This is a genomic window from Burkholderia sp. AW33-5 (assembly GCF_053427615.1).
In genome coordinates this window covers 373,293-393,256 of the sequence record NZ_JBSAXA010000001.1, presented here as the reverse complement: position 1 = coordinate 393,256, position 19,964 = coordinate 373,293, and the positions used below count along the sequence as shown (strand labels likewise).

The window sequence follows — 19,964 nt, the reverse complement described above, 5'->3', positions numbered from 1 at the left end:
TGCGGGAATCGGAACGGAAGCCGGGACCGCGCGGAACCGCGGCCCCGATGCGTCCCGCGCCGCTCACGCCCGCACCGCCACCATCCCCCGCTCCGAACGCGTCCACGCAACCAGCGCGCCGATCCCGAGCAGCGCGAGGCATACGATCGGCACGATCATCGGACCGAACGCAGTGCCCGTCACCTTGCCCGCGAACGGCATCAGGTTCTGGCTGAAGAAGCCGCCGAGGTTGCCGATCGAATTGATCGCCGCGACGCTCGCCGCCGCACGCGCGCCGGTGAAGTAGCGCGGCGGCATCGACCAGAAGCACGGATACAGCAGCGGAATGCACGCGCCGCCGAGCACGAGCGCGACGAAGCGCAGCGGCGTCGACGGCAGCACGAGGCTCAGCAGGAAGCCGAGCGCACCGAGCGCCGCGACGATCGCGATCGTGCGCAGGATGCTCTTCGCGCGGCGCAGCTTCGACGGCAGCCACAGCAGCAGCACGACCGCGAGCGCCCACGGCAGCATGCTCAGCAAACCGTTCGTACTGCTCGATACGCCGAACGATTTCACGAGCGTCGGCAACCAGTACGTGACGCCGTACAACGACGTCGACATCAGCATGTAGGTCGCCGCGAACAGCATCACGCGCGGATCGAGCAGCGCCTTCCACGGCTGCGCGTGCTCGGCCTTCGCCGGCTTCTCGCGCTCCAGCGCGGCCGCGACGATCTGCTTCTCGCGTTCGTCGAGGAACGGCGCATCGCGGAACGACGCCGGCAGCACGCGGAACACGATGATCGCGACGATCACGGCCGGGATGCCCGTCGCCACGAACACCCACTGCCAGCCCGCGAGGCCCCACACGCCGTTCAGGCTCAGCAGCACGCCGCCGACCAGCGAGCCGAGCATGTTCGCGAGCGCGCTGCCGAGCGTGAAGATGCCGAGCACCTTCGCGCGGTAGCTTTGCGGAAACCACAGCGTCAGGTAATAGATCACGCCCGGATAGAAGCCGGCCTCCGCGATCCCGAGCAGGAAGCGCAGCGAACAGAACGCGGGCATCGACGTCGTGAAGCCCATCAGCACGGTGATGAGGCCCCACGTCAGCATGATCCGCGCGAGCCACACGCGTGCGCCGTAGCGATGCAGCGCGAGCGTGCTCGGCACCTCGAACAGCAGGTAGCCGATGAAGAACAGCGACGACGCGAGACCGAACGCGGCCTCCGTCATCCCGAGGCTGTGCACCATCTGCAGTTTCGCGAAGCCGACGTTCTGCCGGTCGATGAACGCGATCAGGAACATCACGACGAGGATGGGCATCAGGCGCCGCGCCATCTTCGACATGACGCGCTGCTCTTCGGCGGACGCGGGGTCCAGGGTTTCGGTGGTATTCACTGCGGGCTCCTCCGTGAATCGGTTGCTTGTCGGTTGAATCGGCGCCGCGCGCGATGCACGCGCGGGCGCAGGGGTGTTCGATGAAATCGGGGTTCGGCGGCGGACGGCGACGGTCAGCCGGTTCGGTAGTCGTCGAGCATCGGCGCGAACATCTCGTGCCACGCGCGCGGCTTCGCCTTGATCGTGCCGGCGAGATACAGGAATTCGACGTAGTCCATCAGCTGGTTCGGCCGCACCGAGAAACGCGTGTCGGGCGCGGCGAGCATCTGCATCACGTCGTCGTGCGACACGCCGACGCCCGACGAGGCCGCATACAGCGCGGCCGCCGCGCGCGGGTCCTGCGCGATCAGGCGGTTCGCTTCGTCGAGTGCGCCGAGAAATGCCGAGGCCAGCGCGGGCTCCGTGTCGACGAGCCGCTTCGGCGCGAACACGACGTCGAGCGTCAGCGGGCCGAGCACGTCGACCGAATTCACGACGCGATGAATGCCCGGCTGGCGCAGCTCGAGCGTCGAGAACGGCGGTGACGTGAAGTGCGCGGTGACGCCGTTCTCTCGGCGGATCAGCGCCTGCATCGCCTGCGGATGCGGCAGGTTCACGGTGATCGAATCGAGCTGCGCGAAATGCTTCGCGCCGAGCTGCCGGCTCGCGACCATCTGCAGCACGACCGCCGACAGCGACGTGCGGATGCCCGGTACGGCGATCCGGTCCGACGGCGTGAAGTCGCGCAGCGACGCGAGGCCCGGCCGATTCGCATTGAGCGACAGCGACGTCGTGGACATGCCGCTGATGCCGATCACCTCGACGTTCGGGATCCCGCGCGCCCGCGCCCACAGCTCGATGAAGCCCGGCGCGCCGGCGCCCGCGAAATCGAGCGTGCCGGCCATCATCGCGTCGTTGACGGAATTGCCGCCGTCGAGCAGCACCCAGTCGACCGCGACCTCGCGCAGGCCGTGCCGCGCCGCGTGACGCTCGAACAGGCGCTGCTTCTCCATCACGAGCAGCGGCAGGTACAGCACGCCATAGCCTTTCGAGATCCGCACCGTGCGCGGCTTCGCGCGCACCAGCGACGGTGCGGCAAGCATGCCGAGGCCGGCGGCAAGCAACGCGCGACGGCGTGGCGACGCGATCATGCGCATGCCTGCGGACGGTGAGCGGCAAGCGACGACGCGGCAGCCCGCGTCAGGCTTCGCCGTGCATTCGGCCGCGCCTTCGTCGTGCCCGTGACATGCTGCATGTTGCCGTCTCCTCTGGTATTAATGCCGTCATCGCTCGTTCCGGCTGAACACAGGTTATCGAGCGAGTCTGAGAAAATGCTGACATCCCGGCCCCGGGAAAACCCCTAACTCATCTACCTGCAAACGGCACCATGCGCATTCTCGTCGTGGAGGACGATGCCGAAATCGGCGCGGCGATCCGCAGCCGCCTCACGCGGCTCGGCCATGCCGTCGATCTCGAAACCGACGGCTCGACCGCGAACGGCTTGCTGCGCGTCGAGCGCTTCGACCTCGTCGTACTCGATGCGAACCTGCCCGGCCTCGACGGCTTCGCGGTGCTGCGCAACCTGCGCGCGTCGGGCAGCACGACGCCGGTGCTGCTCGTTACCGCGCGCTCCGCGATCGACGACCGCGTGAGCGGCCTCGGCCTCGGCGCCGACGACTATCTCGTGAAACCGTTCGACTACCGCGAGCTCGATGCGCGCGTGCAGGCGCTGCTGCGCCGCAACAGCGGCCATGCGAACGACGTGCTGACGCTCGGCGGCCTCGTGATCGACCGCAGCAGCCGGCTTGCCGAACTCGACGGCCAGCCGCTGTCGCTGTCGCGCCAGGAGTTCGCGCTGCTCGAGATTCTCGCGAGCCGCCCGCAGCGGATCTTCTCCAAGGACGAACTGCTGAACCAGCTGTTCAGCTTCGGCAACGAGCCGACCGCGAACGCGGTCGAGCAGTACGTGACACGCGTGCGCAGGAAGCTGCAGGGCAGCTCGGTCGAGATTCGCACCGCGCGCGGGATGGGGTATCAGATTGCCGCGCATTGACTGGTTCCCGAAGACGCTGTTCGGGCGCACGCTGCTGTTCATCGCGCTCGTCGTCGCGACCGGCGCGCTCGCGCTTGCCGCGATCGCGCGCTACTACGCGGGCGTCGCGGCCGAACGCGCGTACGACCAGTTGCTCGCCGGCGCGTCGATCCAGGTCGCGGAGAACCTGTACGTGCAGGGCGGCGTGCTCGCGCTAAACCCGCCCGTCGCCGCGCTGTCGACGCTGTCGCGCTACGACCTCGTCTACTACAAGGTCGTCGATTCGCGCGGGGTCGTCGTGGCCGGCTACAACGACCTCGCGAGCCCCGCGACGCTCGCCGCCGCGAAGCAGGGCCCGGCGTTCGCGAACGCCGTCTACCAGGGGCACCGGATCCGCACCGCGACCATCGCGCGCTACATGCCCGAGGAAAGCACGCCGGGCTGGGCGCTCGTCACCGTTGCGCAGACAACCAACGCGCGGCAGCAGCTGACGAACGACATGAGCATCAAGGTGTGGACGCTGATCCTGCTGATGAGCGTGCTCGCGATCGGCGCGAGCGGCCTCGCGATCCGGCGCGGGCTGCGCCCGCTCGCGCAGATCGGCACGATCATCGCCGCGCGCGATCCGGCCGATCTGCGGCCGGTGGCCGTCGATACGCCGAGCGAGATCGACGCGATCATCGGGTCGATCAACGGACTGATGCACCGCCTCGCCGAGCGGATCAACGCGATGCAGCGCTTCATCGCCGACGCCGCGCACCAGATGCGCACGCCGCTCGCGCGCCTCGACGCACAGATCGAATTGCTCGACGGGGAAGTCGATCCCGCGCGCCATGCGGCGCGGCTCGATGCGCTGCGCGCGACCTGCTCGGACGTCGGCCGCCTGACGGGGCAGTTGCTCAATCATGCGATGGTGATTCATCGCACCGAGGTCGTGCCGCTGCAACCCGTCGACCTCGTCGCGCTCGCGAAGGACGTGCTCGGCCGCACGATTCCGCTCGCGGACGCGCGCGACGTGGCCGTCGCGTTCGCGAGCGACACGCCGCATGCGTGGATCGACGGCGATGCGATCAGTCTGCAGGAAGCGTTGTCGAACGTGCTGCACAACGCGCTGCTGCATGGGCATGCGGACGACATCGTCGTGTCGGTCGCCAGCGAGGGCAATGCGGATCGAGCGGTGACGCTGACCGTCACCGACAACGGGCGGGGGATTCCGCGCGAACATTGGGACGCGGCGTTGCAGCCGTTCGTCCGGATCGCGCCGGACGGCAGCGAGCGTCGAACCGGGTCGGGGCTCGGGCTCGCGATCGTGCAGGAAGTGATGAAGGCGCACGGCGGGCGTGTCGGGTTCGCGTTTCCCGATGCGGGCGGGTTCGCGGTGGTGCTGACGTTTCCGCGGGCGGCAGAGACGGCCCCCAGTAACAATCGACCAAAACGCAGCAAAAAATGCTGAACGTATACGTCATTAAGCAGAACGGCTCTCGGCACGAACATTTTCACGTCAGCACTGCAATTGCACCTTGCTCAATGCGGGCTGGCACACCCGTCCTTGCGTAAAATCCACGGGTCCATCGGGGCGCGTCTGCGGCACAAACCGCAGCCCCCGCCGCGTTGTACCGATAGCTCTGCCGACGGCCGTCGAAACCGGTCTGCTCGATCAGCCGATTTCGGCTGTCGTAACGAAACGTCGTCGCTTCGCCATTCGTCCAGGATTTAATTAATAACAGCGACACTCGTAACTATCATAGATAACTCGTCCATATTGAGGACGAGGCGGCTCCAATTTTCCAAACAATCCTCTCTTTGTACAGCTTTGCACACAGCGATCCCATCTCTCTTGGTAAGTGGGTCGCCCAAACATCGCAACAAAAAAAATAGAGACAACCGCCAAAATGACAACCCACGAACAAATACTATTCAGATTTTTTTCACAATCCCCCTCGCGATGTACATGTAAACTTACGAGAGTCATCTCCAAAAACCGAATATGATTGATCGTAGTGCTTTGGGCGTGCCCTGCAACTAAGCCCGGAATCATCCGTCCCTCGGAGATTCGGCAGAGGATCATCGCCGTAATAGCCGGCGGCACAATAGAAACGCGGAACGTCGACTGGTACATTCACCCCGGGACGAACGCCGGGCAGTACGTCCGTAGGAATTGAATTGTTAGAAATATCGTTCAGCAAACGTCCGACACGAGCATCCTGTACAAGCGCAGGCCGCGGCGGCACGGCACCGGCTCTGTATAGATGTCCCATCCCGACGAGAACAGGCCCTGTCGCCTGAAGCCCAAGTGGATCAACGCGTATTGCAGGATTACCTTGCACGTAAGCGTAGACATTGATCCCGCCGCGCAGCCCGATGGGATCTTGAGATATGTACCGCCCGACCTCCGAGTCGTAGTACCGAAATCGGTTGTAATGCAGCCCCGACTCTTCATCGTAGTACTGTCCAGGAAACCGTATCGGATTGCCAGTGGCATGCACTCGCCTCTAGGATCCGCACGTCCATACACACTCAGATCCGATTCTCCACAAATCTGATAACCGTATTCAAATCATTATGGCTATATAATTTTGCATTTAATACCACATCCCCACACCCAGAAACAAATATCAACCTAAACATCGGCTTAAATCTATCCACACATTTTTTCACCCCAACCTCCAATCTGACACCAGTCAACTCGCAAATCGATATCCTCCTGACGGAAAACATAGTTCTTACCACAATCGCATTATTCCCCAACGCAATTGAATTTCTCCTAATATAAACAAATAACACAAACTCAATTGCAATCGATAGCATCATGAATTTGTATGCCTGCCATCCGCCAACAAATATTACACAGAGAGTGGCAATTAAAAACAGCCACCCTCCCACGAAAATCATTAATGAAATATATGCCGATCTATCTGGCACAATTTCGACAGAACAGTCATCAGCAGCACTTCTTTGGACATGCAGTTGCATCATCACTCCCGATTCCAAGCTTAGAAGCCCCCAAGCCCGCAACGGCCCCGGCGCCTACACCTGGGAGCATCGCGGTATCAACAGCGCGCCCTGCAAACATCTTCATCGCTGTGGCACCCGAGATACTGGATGCAGTTTCATTTCTGGCCTTGGTGACCATTTGCCTAAATACCGAATTAAAACCACCTCTCCCAGCAGTAATCCCCGGCATTCTTACACCTGGGATAAAACCCGTTAGCGCACCAATGCTCGCATCAGAGGCCGTGGAAATGAAATCAAAACACCATTGCTTTCCAGTTAGATATTTCAGGCCCTGTTTTGATGTATCGTTACCAAACCACCAACAGCGCCAGCCGCCAAGGGCCCCGTATAAAGCAAAGCCTCCCCTCCCGCAGCCCCCCGATAGCAGAACCCGCATAATCCTCCCAACCACTTAGCTGCCAGCCAAGAAGATCACTAACACCCTGCCCCACTCCCCCAACGACCGCTCCGCCGACAGAAAAGACCAAATCATCCACTCGTAGTACTGCCCCGGAACCCGTATCGTATAGTCAATAGCATGCTCCGACCATAAGCGCGCAAATCCACCCACACAGCAATCTCGCGTTGTTCGTCGCGTAACCTCTCTGAGGTTCCCTGGCGATCCGTTACGCAGTGCTATGCACCTATCTGCCGGCCGCTTCGGTGGATCTTCATGATCCCCTCAATAACATTTGCACTTGTAGTTTGCAGCGGTATTTCTAGTCGAATTTGGAAAAGGCGCCTCTAAAACCCCAAACATGCCGCGATCGCCGCAAGCCTTGAGGCATTGATCCTCTAGCTCGTTTATATTTAGCTCACTACATTTTGCCAACACAAACAACACCACCAAAACAGAAAGAAAAATATATACAATAACCTTCACCACCCGCTTCATCTCAGAGCCTTTTTCGTACAAATGAATTTCCTCTTATCCGCCCCCTTCACTGAGAATGTCTGCGTCAAATTTCCCCTCCTCACCTTACAAGTCAAATTTGAATCATCGGTCGGCTTGTTATTCCAAAATTCGTCGCCTTCGTAATATCCCGAAGCACAATACGTCTGCGGCTCCTGCCAAGGAAAATTCACGCCCACCCATTGTCCAGGAGGAAGCACCTCTGATGGAAAAGGAAGATTCGTTATGTTGTTAAGCGCACCCGCCAGATTGGAATTTTGCGTTATCGTTACTGACGGAAGAATTACATCTGATCGATATAGGTTTCCCATTCCCAATAACACGGGTCCCGTTGCCTGCAATCCAAGCGGATCAATCCAGATAAGCGGATTCTTGACGTAAGCGTAGACATTGATCCCGCCGCGCAGTCCGATGGGATCTTGAGATATGTACCGCCCGACCTCCGAGTCGAAGTACCTGAACCGGTTGTAATGCAGCCCCGACTCCACATCAAAGTACTGCCCCGGAAACCGTATCGGATTGTCAACTGCATGCGCCAGTCTCCGGGCCGTGCGTCCATACGCACTCAAATCCGCCGCCCACACCACCTCCCGCTGTTCGTCATACAACTCCTGCGGCGTCCCCAGGTGATCCGTCACGTAGTGCCATGCCTGCCCGTCCGTTAGCCGCGTCAACGGCCCCTCATGATCCGGATGCGGCACATACGTCACCGCCTGGTCCTCATGCGACGTGCACCCGCTCCGCACCTCCTGCATCATCCAGTCGCCGTCCCACAGAAACAGCGTCGTCTGCCGTGCGCCGGTCGCCTGCGTGTGATGCTTCGCCACCCGCCGCCCAAGCGCGTCGTATTCGTACTCGCTCCTCGCACCATCCGCGTGTTCGATCGCGATCAGCTGATGGCTGCCGTCGTACCGATACTGCGTCACGTCCGGTGCTTCTGTCGGCTCCTCGTACTTCGGCGTCCCCGTCAGCACTTCCATCACGCGCAGCAGGTTGTCCGCCCCGCGCTGGCTGCGCTGCTCCGCTGCCGTCAGTTCCGGCTTCGGCGGCAACGGCACCGTCCGTGCGATGCGGTTGCCGTGCCCGTCGTATATAAGGTCCACCGGTCGATCCGGACGCGTCTGCGGCGCAAACCGCAGCAAGCGATCGCCGCTCGCCTTCCACGCCTGCATCCCGTCCAAACTCGGGGCAGCGCCCAGCAGGTTCCCGGCCGGATCGTAATGGAATGCTTCCGTTCCGCTTGCCGCCGTGACGTGCGTCAGCCGGGATAGTGCGTCGTACCGATACGCCTTCTTGTCCCGCCACGCATCGTCCAGTGCCGTCAGTTGACCGGCCGCGTCATACGCCCACGCCCGCCACGGCCGCGGACGCTCCAGCGAGCGCCCTCGTTCATCGAGGTTCTGCCAGCGATGCGCCGCCAGCAGACCATTCGCGCCGTAACCAAAGTGATGCGACGCCGGCCCCTGCGTTCGCTGAATCTCACGATGCAGCGCATCGCGCTCGAAGCTCGCCAGCGGATGTTCGTCCAGCAGAATGCCGTGCACATGCCCCGAGCCGTAGCGCTGCCACACCAGCGAGCCGACCTCCGGCACATGGGTCCATGACCGGTTGCCAATCTCGTCCAGCCCGTGCGTCAACCGCCACACCCGGCCGTGATGCGCCTGCACTTCCGCCGTGCGGCGCCCGGCCGCGTCATATTCGTAAGTGACCTGCACCGGCGCATGCCCCGGCGAAACCGCCTGCGCCTGCGTCAGCAGTCCTCGCGCGTCGTACCGATAACTCGCCTGACTGCCGTCGCTCGATCTGCGCTCCACCGGGCGGCCGAGCACATCGTAGGTCACCTGCGTGGTGATCTGCCCATCCTGGCCGTGATCGATGCGCTCGACCAGTTCCCCCGCCGCGTTGTACCGATAGCTCTGCCGACGGCCGTCGAAACCGGTCTGCTCGATCAACCGGTTTCGGCTGTCGTAACGGAACGTCGTCGCTTCCTGGTTCGCATTGGTCAGCTTCGTCAGACGGCCAATCGCGTCATACCGGAACCGTTGCGTGCCGTCCGCCGGATCGACGACTTGCGTTCGCTGCCCGTATCCATCCCAGTCCACGCGCGTCACGCGTTTGAGCGGATCCGTATGTGCGACCGCCCGGCCCGCTTCATCGTATTCGACCTTCCACCAGCCCATGCCGGCCGGCTGCACCGCCGTCACGCGCGCGGACAGGCTGCCGCTGTGGCGGCTGACCTGACCCAACGCATCCGTGGTCTCGATCAACTGGCCGAATTGATCGTACTGGTAGGTCGTCGTGTGCCCCGAGCAATCGATACGCGCCACAAGCTGGCCAGCGTCGTCCCATTGCATCTTCGTCACGTTGCCCAGTGCGTCCGTGCGAGCGACCGGCAAGCCGTTTTCGTATGCGTAACGCGTCACGTTGCCGAGCGGATCGGTTTCGCTCGTCAGGTGGCCTTGCGCGTCGTAGCCGCGCTGCCAGATTTGGCCTGCCGGATCGGTGATCTGTTCCGGCAGGTTCCGGTCGTTGTAGCTGATGCGCGTGACCTGGCCGGCCGGGTCGATGATCGACGTCGGATTGCCCCGCGCATCGTTCACCATCCGCGTCGTGCGGCCGAGCGCGTCCGTATGGCCCGCGATGCTCCCCGTCTCGTCGAAATGCGTCTGCTCGATGCTGCCGTCCGGATGCACGATCTTCTCGACCGCCCACAGACCGTTGTAGTGGTATTCGGTCGTGTGCCCCAATCCATCCGTTACCCGTGTCGCACGCAGCGACGGCAGGTAATCGAAACGCGTCTCGCGCGTGACGACCCGTTGCCCGTCCGCGTTTTCGGTATAGGCGAAGGTACGCAGGCAATACGCATTCGGCGTGTCGTCGCTCCACTCCGATACGTGCGTCGCGCCTGCCGGCGTGCGGTAGGTCGTCAGCAGATGGGTGTCGTAGCCGTAGCGCCACGTCAGGTTCTCCCGATCGGTGGCCTCGATCAGATCGCCGTGCTCGTCGTAGACGTAGCTCGTCAGGTGCAGCGGCTGATTCCCGAAACCCTGGTCGAGCAACACGCTCGTGATCCGGCCGGCTTCGTCCAGTTCGCAGCGTACGGCATGCCGATTGTTGCGAACGGTTTCCAGCCAGCCCTGTGCCGTATAGCCGAGCGTCAGACTCTGCCCGTCGCGTGTCGTGATGCGCTGCAACTGCCAGCGCGTCTCGTCGACCGGGTGACGGCCATAATGCTCTTCGACGCCGTTGCCGAAGCACAGCACATAGGTACGGCCCGAGGCATCGTCCTCACCGCGCGCCAGCGTGATCTTCTCGATCGGATGGAAGTGTTCTTCACCGGGGTTCAGCGCCGGAAACTGCAACTGCCGCCCGTCCGCATCGAAGTAGACCAATCCCGCCGAACTCGTGCGCACCTCGGTCGCATACGGCAACTTCCACGCCACGCCCAGACTGCCCTGGCGCTGGTCCGCACTTCGGTAGCTTCGGCTCCAGTGAATCGATACGCGGCCCGGCAACGTAAAGTCCGTATGCGACAGCACCTTCTGTCCCGTCGCCAGGTCGACCGGGTTCGCGCTGACGGTCTTCTTCGCACATTCCGCGCAATCGGCTTCGGTCACCGGCGCAAGGCCGCCGGCATCGCCGTTCGTCATGCTGATCGTCGGCGCTTTCAGGTAAATCGCCGTGCCTTTCAGATGAATGCCGGACTCGTCGATCGTCACCGTCCCGCCCGGGCCCGTCAGTTGTACCTGTTTCGCTCCCGACAGGCTGCTTTCGCCCGTGTCCGCGATGCGCAGCTGGTTGGCGTTCGAGCTCGACACCGGCGCCGGCAGCTGCGGCACGAAGTCGGGCGACGGCTCGATCGGGTTCGCCTGATCGGCGCTCACCGCGTCGCCCACTGCCTTGCCGCGCACGGTCACCGTGTAGGTGTGTCCGACATCGGCCGTCCAGTCCTGCACGACGCGGTCGGTCCGGCTCCGGCCCACGGTGCTTGCCATGTGCAGCCCGACGTTACGCAGGTACAGCCCGCCCACGTTGACGTTGTATGCCATCCCGACGTTGAGCATGGCCCCCATGCCCACGCTCTTCACCGACGCGAGCGTCACCGTCTCGAACTTGTAGCCGCCGGTCGACAGCTTCCAGTGACGTCCGATCTGGTCGGTTTCGTCATGGCCGACCCGCTTCGTGCGGTCATGTCCCACGGTGTGCGTCTCGTCGGCCTCGATCACCGCATCCAGATTGCGCTCGGCCTGGATCCAGACCTGCTCCGCGCCTTTCTTGTCCTCGAAACGGATCGCATTGGCGTTGCCGTATCCGCCGCCCTTGGTCGAGCGCGTCAGGATCCCGCTTTGCGTCGCGTGCGCCGGCAACGACCACGGGGGCATCGTCATCGCGTTATAGACGCGCCCTGTCACGATCGGTCGATCCGGATCGCCGTTTTCGAAATCGACGATGACCTCGGTGCCCACGCGTGGAATATGGATGCCGCCGAAATTGCTGCCGGCCCACGGATACGACACCCGCACCCAGCAGGATGAATTCTGGTCCCTCACGTCGGACCGGTCCCAATGGAACTTGAGCGTCACCTCGCCGTTCTTGTTGGTCCAGATCTCCGCGCCAGCCGGACCGGTTACGATCGCCGTCTGCGGGCCGCGCGTGCGGGGTTTCGCGATGGTGCGCGGCGGGCGGAACACGGTGTTTGATGGCTGCACGGTGAACGTGCTGCGAATCGCGTAGGCGGAGAATCCCGTCGTCTCCCCGGTCTCCTTCACGTCCAGTTCCGACGCGATCACCAGATATTCACGGTTGGCGCTCGCCATCGGATGGCCAGCCAGTACAAACGTCGTGCCGCACACCACGTTGCGCAGCTTGCCCTCGCCCGTCGCGCGCTCGCCCTGCGCGTGAATCTCCTCCATGCGCACCCGTGCGAATGCGTGGCCGTCCTCCGTTTCCGTATAGTCGCCCGGCCACTCGTATCGTTCGAACTGGTTGTGCGCCGTGTCACGCGGCAAGCTGTTCCGCGCGGTCAGCGTCGCACCCGGCTTCTCGAAATCGAAATCGTCGGTGGTCCAGACACCCGACCGCAGGCGCTCCGTCGCTTCGAAGCGATCCACGTGCTCCCGGTCGATCTTCTGGCCAGGCGGGTAGTAAGCGAGCGTCTGGTACGCGACGCTTTCCACGGTCCGATAGGCGCCTGGACCGTCGACCAGCACCAAGCGATGCACGCCTTGCGAATGTTCGAAGAACCACGTGATGCCGTGTTCCTCCATCAATCGCTGGGCAAACGCGAAATCCGACTCGCCGTACTGGACCTGATAGCGCAGCGGCTTGTAGGTGCGGCCAACGCGCGTCTCGAACGAGTACAAGTACGGACTGAACACCTCGCGCAGAATGTCCAGCACGCTCTTGCGCTGGAAGATGCGATAGTCGGTTCGCTCACGCGCCAGTGCGAACCAGGGCTCCAGCACGACCCGGTAACGTGACTGTCGATTCAGTTGATCCACGTAGCTGGCTGTCGTCACGACGCCGCTGATTTCTCGCGTGCCGGCCCCCAGATTGGCCGCCCCCGTCTGCCCTGCCATCCCGGCAACGAAACTGCCCATGCCGTCGAGCTGGATCGTGACGGTCAGTTCCTTGCCGAGCATCGCCTTGAGATCGAGGTTCGCCAGCAAGTCGCCCGGCAGCAGCGGATCGACTGGAGTCGTCAGCCACAGTTCGTACGCGTACAGCGTGGAGAGCTGTTCGGTGCCCCGGATCGCGCTCAGGTGCAGCACCGATGCAATGCCTTCCAGCTCCGGCAATGCCGGGCCGCTGACCGAGAACGTCCGGTTTGTCTTGAAATTCAACATGCAGCCCATTTCCTCGATGACATATTATTTCTTCTGCAATCCGAATCTAATAAAACGGGGAAATCCGTGGTTTTTCTACCTTACTCGGACCAGTCGCCTCGATGACAAACCAGGAAATGCTTTACATCGCGTGCTACGCGAAGCGCATCAATTCCCGCACATTCGGGCCAAAATGGCTGCCAACCGATGAGCTCCCCGCCTGATGGCTCATCGGATACTAGCCGCAAATACCATCTCAAAAAACTCTCTTTAACGAATACGAGGCCAAATTCTCGTATCGCACCCGACGGACGCATTTCCCGGCAACTCGTGCCGGTCACATCAGGCACTGACGGAATTCGGATGCAATCCAATCACCTTTGCCGATAGTCAAAAATTCGTCGCAGCTTTTGCGTAACGACCAATCTTGCGCACAAGTCCATGTCCTGTTGGCAAGCCGGGAATGTCGTGTGGCGTACGGATCGGGACGCAATCGTGTACGACACCGCAACCATGGATGGTAAAGGCGTTATCACATTACGCCGATCGTTAATTGAGTTCCGCGAGCCGCACCGCCTGCACCGCCTGCGGCTGCGGCTGCGGCGCAATGCCCGTAATAGCCGAGCAGCCGCGCGTGAGGCCGTCCCTGTTCAGTCGCGCGCGGAACGCGAGCTGGCGAGCACTGCCGTGTCACGCGTGAACGGCTGCGTATATTGCGCATCGGTGCATGCGCAGCGCTTCACGCAACTTGCGAAGCGCACGGATGCGATCGACCAGGTGTTCGACGATCCGTCGACAGCCGGCACGACCGCGCGCGAACGCGCGATCATCCGCTACGCGATCGCGCTGACAGAACGGCCCGACACGCTGGATGAAAACGACATCGCCGCGCTCGAGGCGGAAGGGCTTACGCACGAGGAAATTCTCGACCTGTCGCACGCGATCGCGATCTTTGCGTGGGCGAACCGGTTGATGCTGACGCTGGGCGAGCCGGTGTTTCCGGAGCCGGCAACTGGCAGTTGATACGCTGGCGCAGGCAAGCACACGGGCTGACGCGCCGCCGCGCGTCACGCCTTGTGCGTCGACAACAAAATGCTCGTCTCCGTATTCGCGATCCCGTCGATCAACCGGATCGCGCCGAGCACGCGATCGAAATGCTCAAGCGAATCGGCGTGCAGCTCGGCGACCAGATCCCAGCGCCCGTTGGTGCTGTGGATCGACGCGACGTTCGGATGCCCGCGCAGCACCTTCACCACTTCCGCGCCGCGATTGCCCTGCACCGCGATCGACATCAGCGCGCGGATCCGGTGCCGCTCGGCCGCCGGCTTGAGCCGCACCGTGTAGCCGACGATCACGCCGTTCTTCTCCAGCCGCGTCAGCCGGTTCTGCACGGTCGCGCGCGCGACGCGCAACGCCTTCGCGAGGGCGACGACGGGCATCCGCGCGTTGTCGCGCAGCAGCGCGATGAGCTGTCGGTCGACGTCGTCGAGCGTGATCATGAGCGGACCTTCCTGTTGAACGTGAGACGGCCGCCAGCGTGCCGGACGGCGCGCATTTCGACCCTCGTGGATTGCACAAACTGCCGGATATGGCCAGCAATCTGCCAAGTCTATCGATAAATCTGCCACTTTTGCCGTCTTTTTGTTGGCTCGACTCACGGAAATAATGACTCCATCGCCCGGCCGCACACGCCGCGACACCGCTTTTGATGAAGCCGGGGCCCGGGCCGACGCGCCTGCCCCGCTCGACCAGGACGCCTGGACACCCGTACCGGCAAAAATTGGAGACAGACCGATGACCCGCTTCCTCGACGTTCCCGCCACCGCCCGACTGATCGCCAGGACGGGCGTCACGCCGTTCCTGCGCGAACTCGTCGACACGCTGCGCGCCGATTACCTGCACTGGGCCGATTTCGACAAGTCGCCGCGCGTCGCGTGCCACTCGCGCGACGGCGTGATCGAGCTGATGCCCGTCGCGAACGCATCGCTGTTCGCGTTCAAGTACGTGAACGGCCACCCCGTCAACGCCGCGCGCGGCATGCACACGGTGATGGCGTTCGGCGCGCTCGCCGAAGTCGACACCGGCTATCCGCTGCTGCTCGCCGAACTCACGCTGACCACCGCGCTGCGCACGGCCGCGACGTCGGTGCTCGCCGCGCAGGCGCTCGCGCGCTCCGACTCGCGCACGATGGCGCTGATCGGCAACGGCGCGCAGAGCGAATTCCAGGCGATCGCGTTCCATACGCTGCTCGGCATCGAGGAAATCCGCGTGTTCGACGTCGACCCGCTCGCGACCGACAAGCTCGTGAAGAACCTCGCCGCCTACCCCGACTTGCGCGTCGTGCGCGCCGCGTCGACCGCCGACGCCGTGCACGGCGCCGACATCGTGACGACCGTCACCGCCGACAAGGCATATGCGACGATCGTCACCGCCGACATGATCGAGCCCGGCATGCACCTGAACGCGGTCGGCGGCGATTGCCCGGGCAAGACCGAGCTCGAGGCGGGCGTGCTGCAAGCGGGCCGCGTGTTCGTCGAATTCGAGCCGCAGTCGCGCATCGAGGGCGAAATCCAGCAGATGCCGGCCGACTTTCCGGTGACCGAGCTGTGGCGCGTGCTGCAGGGCGAGACGGCCGGCCGCGAACGCGCGGACGAAGTCACGGTGTTCGACTCGGTCGGCTTCGCGCTCGAGGACTACTCGGCGCTGCGCTACCTGTACGCGCTCGCGCAACAGCACAACGCGGGCGTCGAGATCGCGCTGATTCCGCCGGCCGTCGATCCGAAGAACCTGTTCGCGCTGATCGACGATCCGGCCGCGATCGCGCAGGGTCACGCGGCCTTCGTGACCGAAGCCGTCGCCGCGTTCGCGCGCTGATCGTCATCCCGGGCGGCGTGCGCGCCGCTCGGCTTCCCGCTTCTTGCCCTCACCGTTCATGAATCTCGTATCGATCCAGGCGCCGGCCGCCGTCGTGATGATCCGGCCGCACCGCTTCCTGCCGAACCCGCAGACCGCGGCCGACAACGCCTTCCAGCGCACGGCCGCCGCCGGGGCGAACGACGCGCCGTCGGTGTCGGCCGCCGCGCGCGACGAAGTCACGGCCGCGGCGCGGACGCTCGCCGACGCAGGCGTGCGCGTGCACGTGTTCGACGACCACGGCGAGCGCGACACGCCCGACTCCGTGTTCCCGAACAACTGGTTCTCGACGCATCCGGGCGGGCATGTCGCGCTGTTTCCGATGTATAGCCCGAACCGCCGCCGCGAGCGACGCGCGGACATCGTCGAGATGCTGAAGGCGCAATACCGCGTGCAGGACGTGATCGACTACTCGGGGCTCGAATACGACGACGTGTTCCTCGAAGGCACCGGCGCGATGGTGCTCGACCACGTCGCGCGGATCGCGTACACCGCGCGTTCGCGCCGCGCCGATCCGGTCGCGCTCGAACGCTTCTGCACGCACTTCAACTTCGAGCCGATCTGCTTCGACACGGCCGACGCGAACGGGAACCCGATCTATCACACCAACGTGATGATGAGCGTCGCAACGGCGTTCGCGATGGTCGGCCTCGACCTGATCGCCGACCGCCGGCGCCGCGACGAAATCGCGCAACGCCTGACCGAAACGGGCCGCACGGTGATCGCGCTCGATCACGCGCAGATTGCGAATTTCGCGGGCAATACGCTGGAATTGTCGGGCAAGGACGGGCGCGTGCTCGCGCTGTCGCGGCGCGCGTTCGACTGCCTCACGGGCGACCAGCGCGCGACGATCGAGCGCTCCGCGCGGCTGCTGCCGCTCGACGTGCCGACGATCGAACTGGCCGGCGGCTCGGTGCGCTGCATGCTCGCGGGCATACACCTCGCGCGGCGGGTAACCGCGCCGGATGCGATCGCCATGGAATCGGCCGCGTCGCCACGCGAGACGACGCCGCAAATCTGACCGGCAGACTCACGAAGCACGAACGGCTGCCGATGCGATGCAACGGCAGCCGTTTCTTGTTCGAAGGGTATTGAATCGAATCGGCGGGCGTCGGCCCGCATCGACAACGCCGCAGAATGCTCCGGCATCCGAACGATACCGGAGCCCGCCGCGCCGCTCACCCCGCCAGCAGCTTCAACCCGGCCGGCAGCGTTTCGCCGAACACGCGTGCCGTGTCGGCTTCGTCGAACGCGATCGCCTCGCGCACCATGTCGATCCACGCGGCCGACGCATTCGCGGCCGACAGACGCCGGATCACGGCCTCACGTGTCTCGTCCGGCAAATCGCGTTCGCGGTCACCCGTCATCCCTGCGATTTGCGCGACCGCGAATGCCGCGGGTTCGACCTGCTTCCAGTCCAGCGCGAACAGCGCGTCGAGCCAGCGGTTCGCGACGTCGGCCGGCACGACACTGTGCGCGCTGCCGTAGAACGGCCGCCGCGCACCGATCCGCCCGAGCGCCCACGCGCACAGCGTGCGCTCGGCCGGCTTCTGCAATTGCACGATCAAACGCTCGGCCAGTTCCACCTTGCGCTCGACCGGCAATCGTTCGAGCGACGCGGACAAACGCGTCATGTCGGCCGGACCGACCTTGGCCGGGTCGAACGGCAGCTTGCGGCGCTTGTCGTCGGACGGTTCGAGGAACGCAATGGCGTCGCGCACCTGCGTCTGCGCGTCGTCGTCGAGGCCGCCGGCCACGCGCCGCCACAGCGTCCACCACTCGGACCACACCTGCGCGTCGTTCACGTACTGAATCCCGTCGTCGAACAGCGGCCACAGCTGTTCGATGCGCCACGCATCGAGCGGATGGCCGAAACCGGGGCGCAGGCAATAGCCTGCGAGGTTCAGCCACGCGCGTTCGTGATCGGCCGAGCGCCGGCGGCGACGCGCCCGCGCGAGCAACGCGTCGAACAGTTCGCGCGCGAGTGCGACGTCCCACTCGTCGCGCGGGCCGAGCACCTGTTCAAGTTGCGCACGCAACCGTCGCGTGTCCTTCGGCGTGACGTTCGCGGCCTTGCTGCCGAACGAGCGGTCGATCAGCTCGATCGCATGATCGACGCGCGGATGGCGTTCGAGCGCGGCGTCGTCGCCCTGCGCGGGCGCGTCGCCGCGCAACTGGAATTCGAGTCGCCAACGCCGCGACGCGTCGTCGGTCGCGATGCAGTGCATTTCGAGCGTGCCGACTTCGGTCAGCGATGCCGTGAGTTTCACCGGCGTTTCGCGTGCGTCGCTGCCGGCTTGCCGGTCGACGACCGTCGCGATCGGCGGCAGCCGCACGAAATCGCTGCCGTCCAGTTCGACGAGATCGCCGGGCCGGTATGCCGTCTCGGCCACCGTCGACACGAGATGGAAACGCACCGGCTGCCCGAGCTGGAGCGCGAACGTGCGCTCCTCGAGCCGGATCTCGCGGCCCTCTTCCGACCCGCGCGGCAGCAGGCAGACGCCACGCGGGGCCGCGTCGCCGTCACCATCGTCGAGCACGAGGAAATAGCTGCGCGCGGAGCCGCCGCCGATGCGCGGCGCATGCCCCGCCCGCGCAAGGCCGTAGGCCACCGCGCCGCGCGCGACCGCCACGTCCGGATGCGCGTTGTGCAGCACGTCGAGCGGCGCGCCGCGCCACGCGCCGAGCGTCTGCGCGAGACGGCCGGCGAGCGCGCCCGCGCGAAACACGCCGCCGTTGAGCAGCAGCGTGTCGGGCAGCGGGCCGTCCGCATGACGATTCAGGAACGCGGCGACGTGGCGCGTGACGGCCGGGTCGCTCGCATACGGCAAGCCGAATTCGACGATCGCGGCCCGCGCGCGGCGCGGCAGCTCGCCGGCGTCGACCTGCGGAAAGAAGCCGTCGACGACGATCTGCTCGACTTCCTGCCGCGTCAACTCGGCCGAACGCGCGCCGCCGACGAGCTTGCTGCCCGCGCCGAGCAGCGTCACGGTGACGGACGCCGGCGCGTCGTCGCCGAGCAGCCGCTCCTTCGCCGCGCGGCAGCGTTCGACGAGCTGCGACAGGCTCGCGGCGGACAGCCGCGTGCCGGGCTCGGTCAGCCGCGTCTCGACCAGGCGCGCGAGCGCGAGGTCCATGTTGTCGCCGCCGAGCATCAGGTGATTGCCGACGCCGACGCGCGTGAAGGCCGGTTCGCCGTCGTCGCCCGGCGCGACGTCGACGAGCGTGAGATCGGTCGTGCCGCCGCCGACGTCGCAGATCAGCACGCGGCGCGCGGCGGCAAACGTGTCGCGCAACGTCTCGCGCTGGCCGTACAACCAGTCGTAGAACGCGGCCTGCGGCTCTTCCAGCAACCGCAACGCCGGCAGTTTCGCGCGTTTGGCGGCCTCGACCGTCAACGCGCGCGCGCCGTCGTCGAACGACGCCGGCACCGTCAGGATGACGTCCTGCTTCGCGAGCGGCGCGTCGGGAAAGCGTGCATCCCACGCGGCACGCACGTGCGCGAGATAGCTCGCGCTCGCGTCGACCGGCGACACCTTGTCGACGCCTTCGGCCGCGCCCCACGGCAGGATCGCCGCGAGCCGGTCGACCGATGCGTGCGACAGCCAGCTTTTCGCGCTGGTGACGAGCCGCCCCGGCACCTGCGCGCCGAGCGTGCGCGCATAGCGGCCGATCACGGCCGGCGGCGCACCGGCCGCGGCTGCACCGGCCGTCGAATCGGACGCCCAGGGCAAGCGCAGCGCGTCCGGCGGCAGTTCGCCCGCCGCCGGGTGATAGCGCACCGACGGCAGCAGCGGCTGCGCGGCCACCGCGCCGGGGCCGACCAGCTGCTCGACGTCGAACACGCGGATCGCATCGGAGCCGGCCTCGACGTATGCGACGACCGTGTTGCTCGTGCCGAGGTCGATGCCGACCGTATAGCGCTTCATCGCGC

12 protein-coding genes are annotated in these 19,964 nt (G+C 64.6%); 5 read left to right on the top strand and 7 right to left on the bottom strand.

What is annotated here, in order from left to right; all coding sequences use genetic code 11:
* Nucleotides 1–63: 63 nt before the first annotated feature.
* Both ACV22V_RS01830 and ACV22V_RS01825 read right to left on the bottom strand, forming a co-directional pair.
* Entirely contained in the window at nucleotides 64–1,374 is a 1,311-nt protein-coding gene (locus ACV22V_RS01830; RefSeq protein ID WP_448012829.1) for an MFS transporter, read from the bottom strand.
* A gap of 113 nt (nucleotides 1,375–1,487) precedes the next feature.
* A complete protein-coding gene (locus tag ACV22V_RS01825) occupies nucleotides 1,488–2,504 on the bottom strand; it encodes an ABC transporter substrate-binding protein (RefSeq protein WP_448012828.1) in 1,017 nt (338 codons plus the stop codon).
* A gap of 236 nt (nucleotides 2,505–2,740) precedes the next feature.
* On the opposite strand from ACV22V_RS01825, the gene ACV22V_RS01820 reads away from it, so the two are divergent.
* On the top strand, nucleotides 2,741–3,406 hold the full coding sequence (locus tag ACV22V_RS01820) for a response regulator transcription factor (RefSeq protein ID WP_059532061.1): 666 nt from the start codon (nucleotides 2,741–2,743) through the stop codon (nucleotides 3,404–3,406).
* Nucleotides 3,393–4,838, top strand: coding sequence for a sensor histidine kinase (locus ACV22V_RS01815; RefSeq protein WP_448012827.1), 1,446 nt, complete (start codon nucleotides 3,393–3,395; stop codon nucleotides 4,836–4,838). Before ACV22V_RS01820 ends, ACV22V_RS01815 begins: the two co-directional genes overlap by 14 nt.
* Before the next feature lie 475 nt (nucleotides 4,839–5,313).
* Here the strand turns inward: ACV22V_RS01815 and ACV22V_RS01810 are convergent, their stop codons facing one another.
* The 3 genes from ACV22V_RS01810 to tssI all read right to left on the bottom strand — a co-directional run bounded on the left by ACV22V_RS01810 (nucleotide 5,314) and on the right by tssI (nucleotide 13,138).
* A complete protein-coding gene (locus ACV22V_RS01810; RefSeq protein WP_448012826.1) occupies nucleotides 5,314–5,871 on the bottom strand; it encodes an RHS repeat-associated core domain-containing protein in 558 nt (185 codons plus the stop codon).
* Between the two features lie 31 nt (nucleotides 5,872–5,902).
* Nucleotides 5,903–6,364: a hypothetical protein gene (locus tag ACV22V_RS01805; protein ID WP_448012825.1), complete on the bottom strand. Its 462-nt coding sequence runs from the start codon at nucleotides 6,362–6,364 to the stop codon at nucleotides 5,903–5,905.
* Nucleotides 6,365–7,270: 906 nt separating this feature from the next.
* Nucleotides 7,271–13,138: a type VI secretion system tip protein TssI/VgrG gene (tssI, locus tag ACV22V_RS01800; RefSeq protein WP_448012824.1), complete on the bottom strand. Its 5,868-nt coding sequence runs from the start codon at nucleotides 13,136–13,138 to the stop codon at nucleotides 7,271–7,273.
* Between the two features lie 471 nt (nucleotides 13,139–13,609).
* Here tssI and ACV22V_RS01795 point away from each other — a divergent pair, with 471 nt between their 5' ends.
* Nucleotides 13,610–14,140 carry a peroxidase-related enzyme gene (locus ACV22V_RS01795; RefSeq protein WP_448013011.1) on the top strand — a complete coding sequence of 177 codons (531 nt, stop codon included), beginning with the start codon at nucleotides 13,610–13,612 and terminating at the stop codon, nucleotides 14,138–14,140.
* A 44-nt stretch (nucleotides 14,141–14,184) separates the two neighbouring features.
* On the opposite strand, the gene ACV22V_RS01790 is transcribed toward ACV22V_RS01795, so the two are convergent.
* The gene (locus ACV22V_RS01790; RefSeq protein WP_044845386.1) at nucleotides 14,185–14,616 is read right to left on the bottom strand and encodes an Lrp/AsnC family transcriptional regulator; all 432 of its coding nucleotides are present in this window, start codon (nucleotides 14,614–14,616) and stop codon (nucleotides 14,185–14,187) included.
* A 295-nt stretch (nucleotides 14,617–14,911) separates the two neighbouring features.
* Between ACV22V_RS01790 and ACV22V_RS01785 the strand changes: the two genes are divergently transcribed.
* Together ACV22V_RS01785 and ctlX are read left to right on the top strand one after the other, a co-directional pair.
* The gene (locus ACV22V_RS01785; protein ID WP_448012823.1) at nucleotides 14,912–15,991 is read left to right on the top strand and encodes an ornithine cyclodeaminase; all 1,080 of its coding nucleotides are present in this window, start codon (nucleotides 14,912–14,914) and stop codon (nucleotides 15,989–15,991) included.
* Between the two features lie 58 nt (nucleotides 15,992–16,049).
* Nucleotides 16,050–17,051, top strand: a complete 1,002-nt coding sequence (gene ctlX / locus ACV22V_RS01780; protein ID WP_448012822.1) for a citrulline utilization hydrolase CtlX — start codon at nucleotides 16,050–16,052, stop codon at nucleotides 17,049–17,051.
* A 157-nt stretch (nucleotides 17,052–17,208) separates the two neighbouring features.
* On the opposite strand, the gene ACV22V_RS01775 is transcribed toward ctlX, so the two are convergent.
* Nucleotides 17,209–19,959, bottom strand: a complete 2,751-nt coding sequence (locus tag ACV22V_RS01775; RefSeq protein ID WP_448012821.1) for an Hsp70 family protein — start codon at nucleotides 19,957–19,959, stop codon at nucleotides 17,209–17,211.
* Between the last annotated feature and the right edge of the window lie 5 nt (nucleotides 19,960–19,964).

Excerpts from the sequence above, each read along its gene's own strand:
- ACV22V_RS01790 (WP_044845386.1), bottom strand. The coding sequence starts at position 14,616 with ATGATCACGCTCGACGACGTCGACCGACAGCTCATCGCGCTGCTGCGC.
- tssI (WP_448012824.1), bottom strand. The coding sequence starts at position 13,138 with ATGTTGAATTTCAAGACAAACCGGACGTTCTCGGTCAGCGGCCCGGCA.
- ACV22V_RS01775 (WP_448012821.1), bottom strand. The coding sequence starts at position 19,959 with ATGAAGCGCTATACGGTCGGCATCGACCTCGGCACGAGCAACACGGTC.
- ctlX (WP_448012822.1), top strand. The coding sequence starts at position 16,050 with ATGAATCTCGTATCGATCCAGGCGCCGGCCGCCGTCGTGATGATCCGG.
- ACV22V_RS01825 (WP_448012828.1), bottom strand. The coding sequence starts at position 2,504 with ATGATCGCGTCGCCACGCCGTCGCGCGTTGCTTGCCGCCGGCCTCGGC.
- ACV22V_RS01785 (WP_448012823.1), top strand. The coding sequence starts at position 14,912 with ATGACCCGCTTCCTCGACGTTCCCGCCACCGCCCGACTGATCGCCAGG.
- ACV22V_RS01820 (WP_059532061.1), top strand. The coding sequence starts at position 2,741 with ATGCGCATTCTCGTCGTGGAGGACGATGCCGAAATCGGCGCGGCGATC.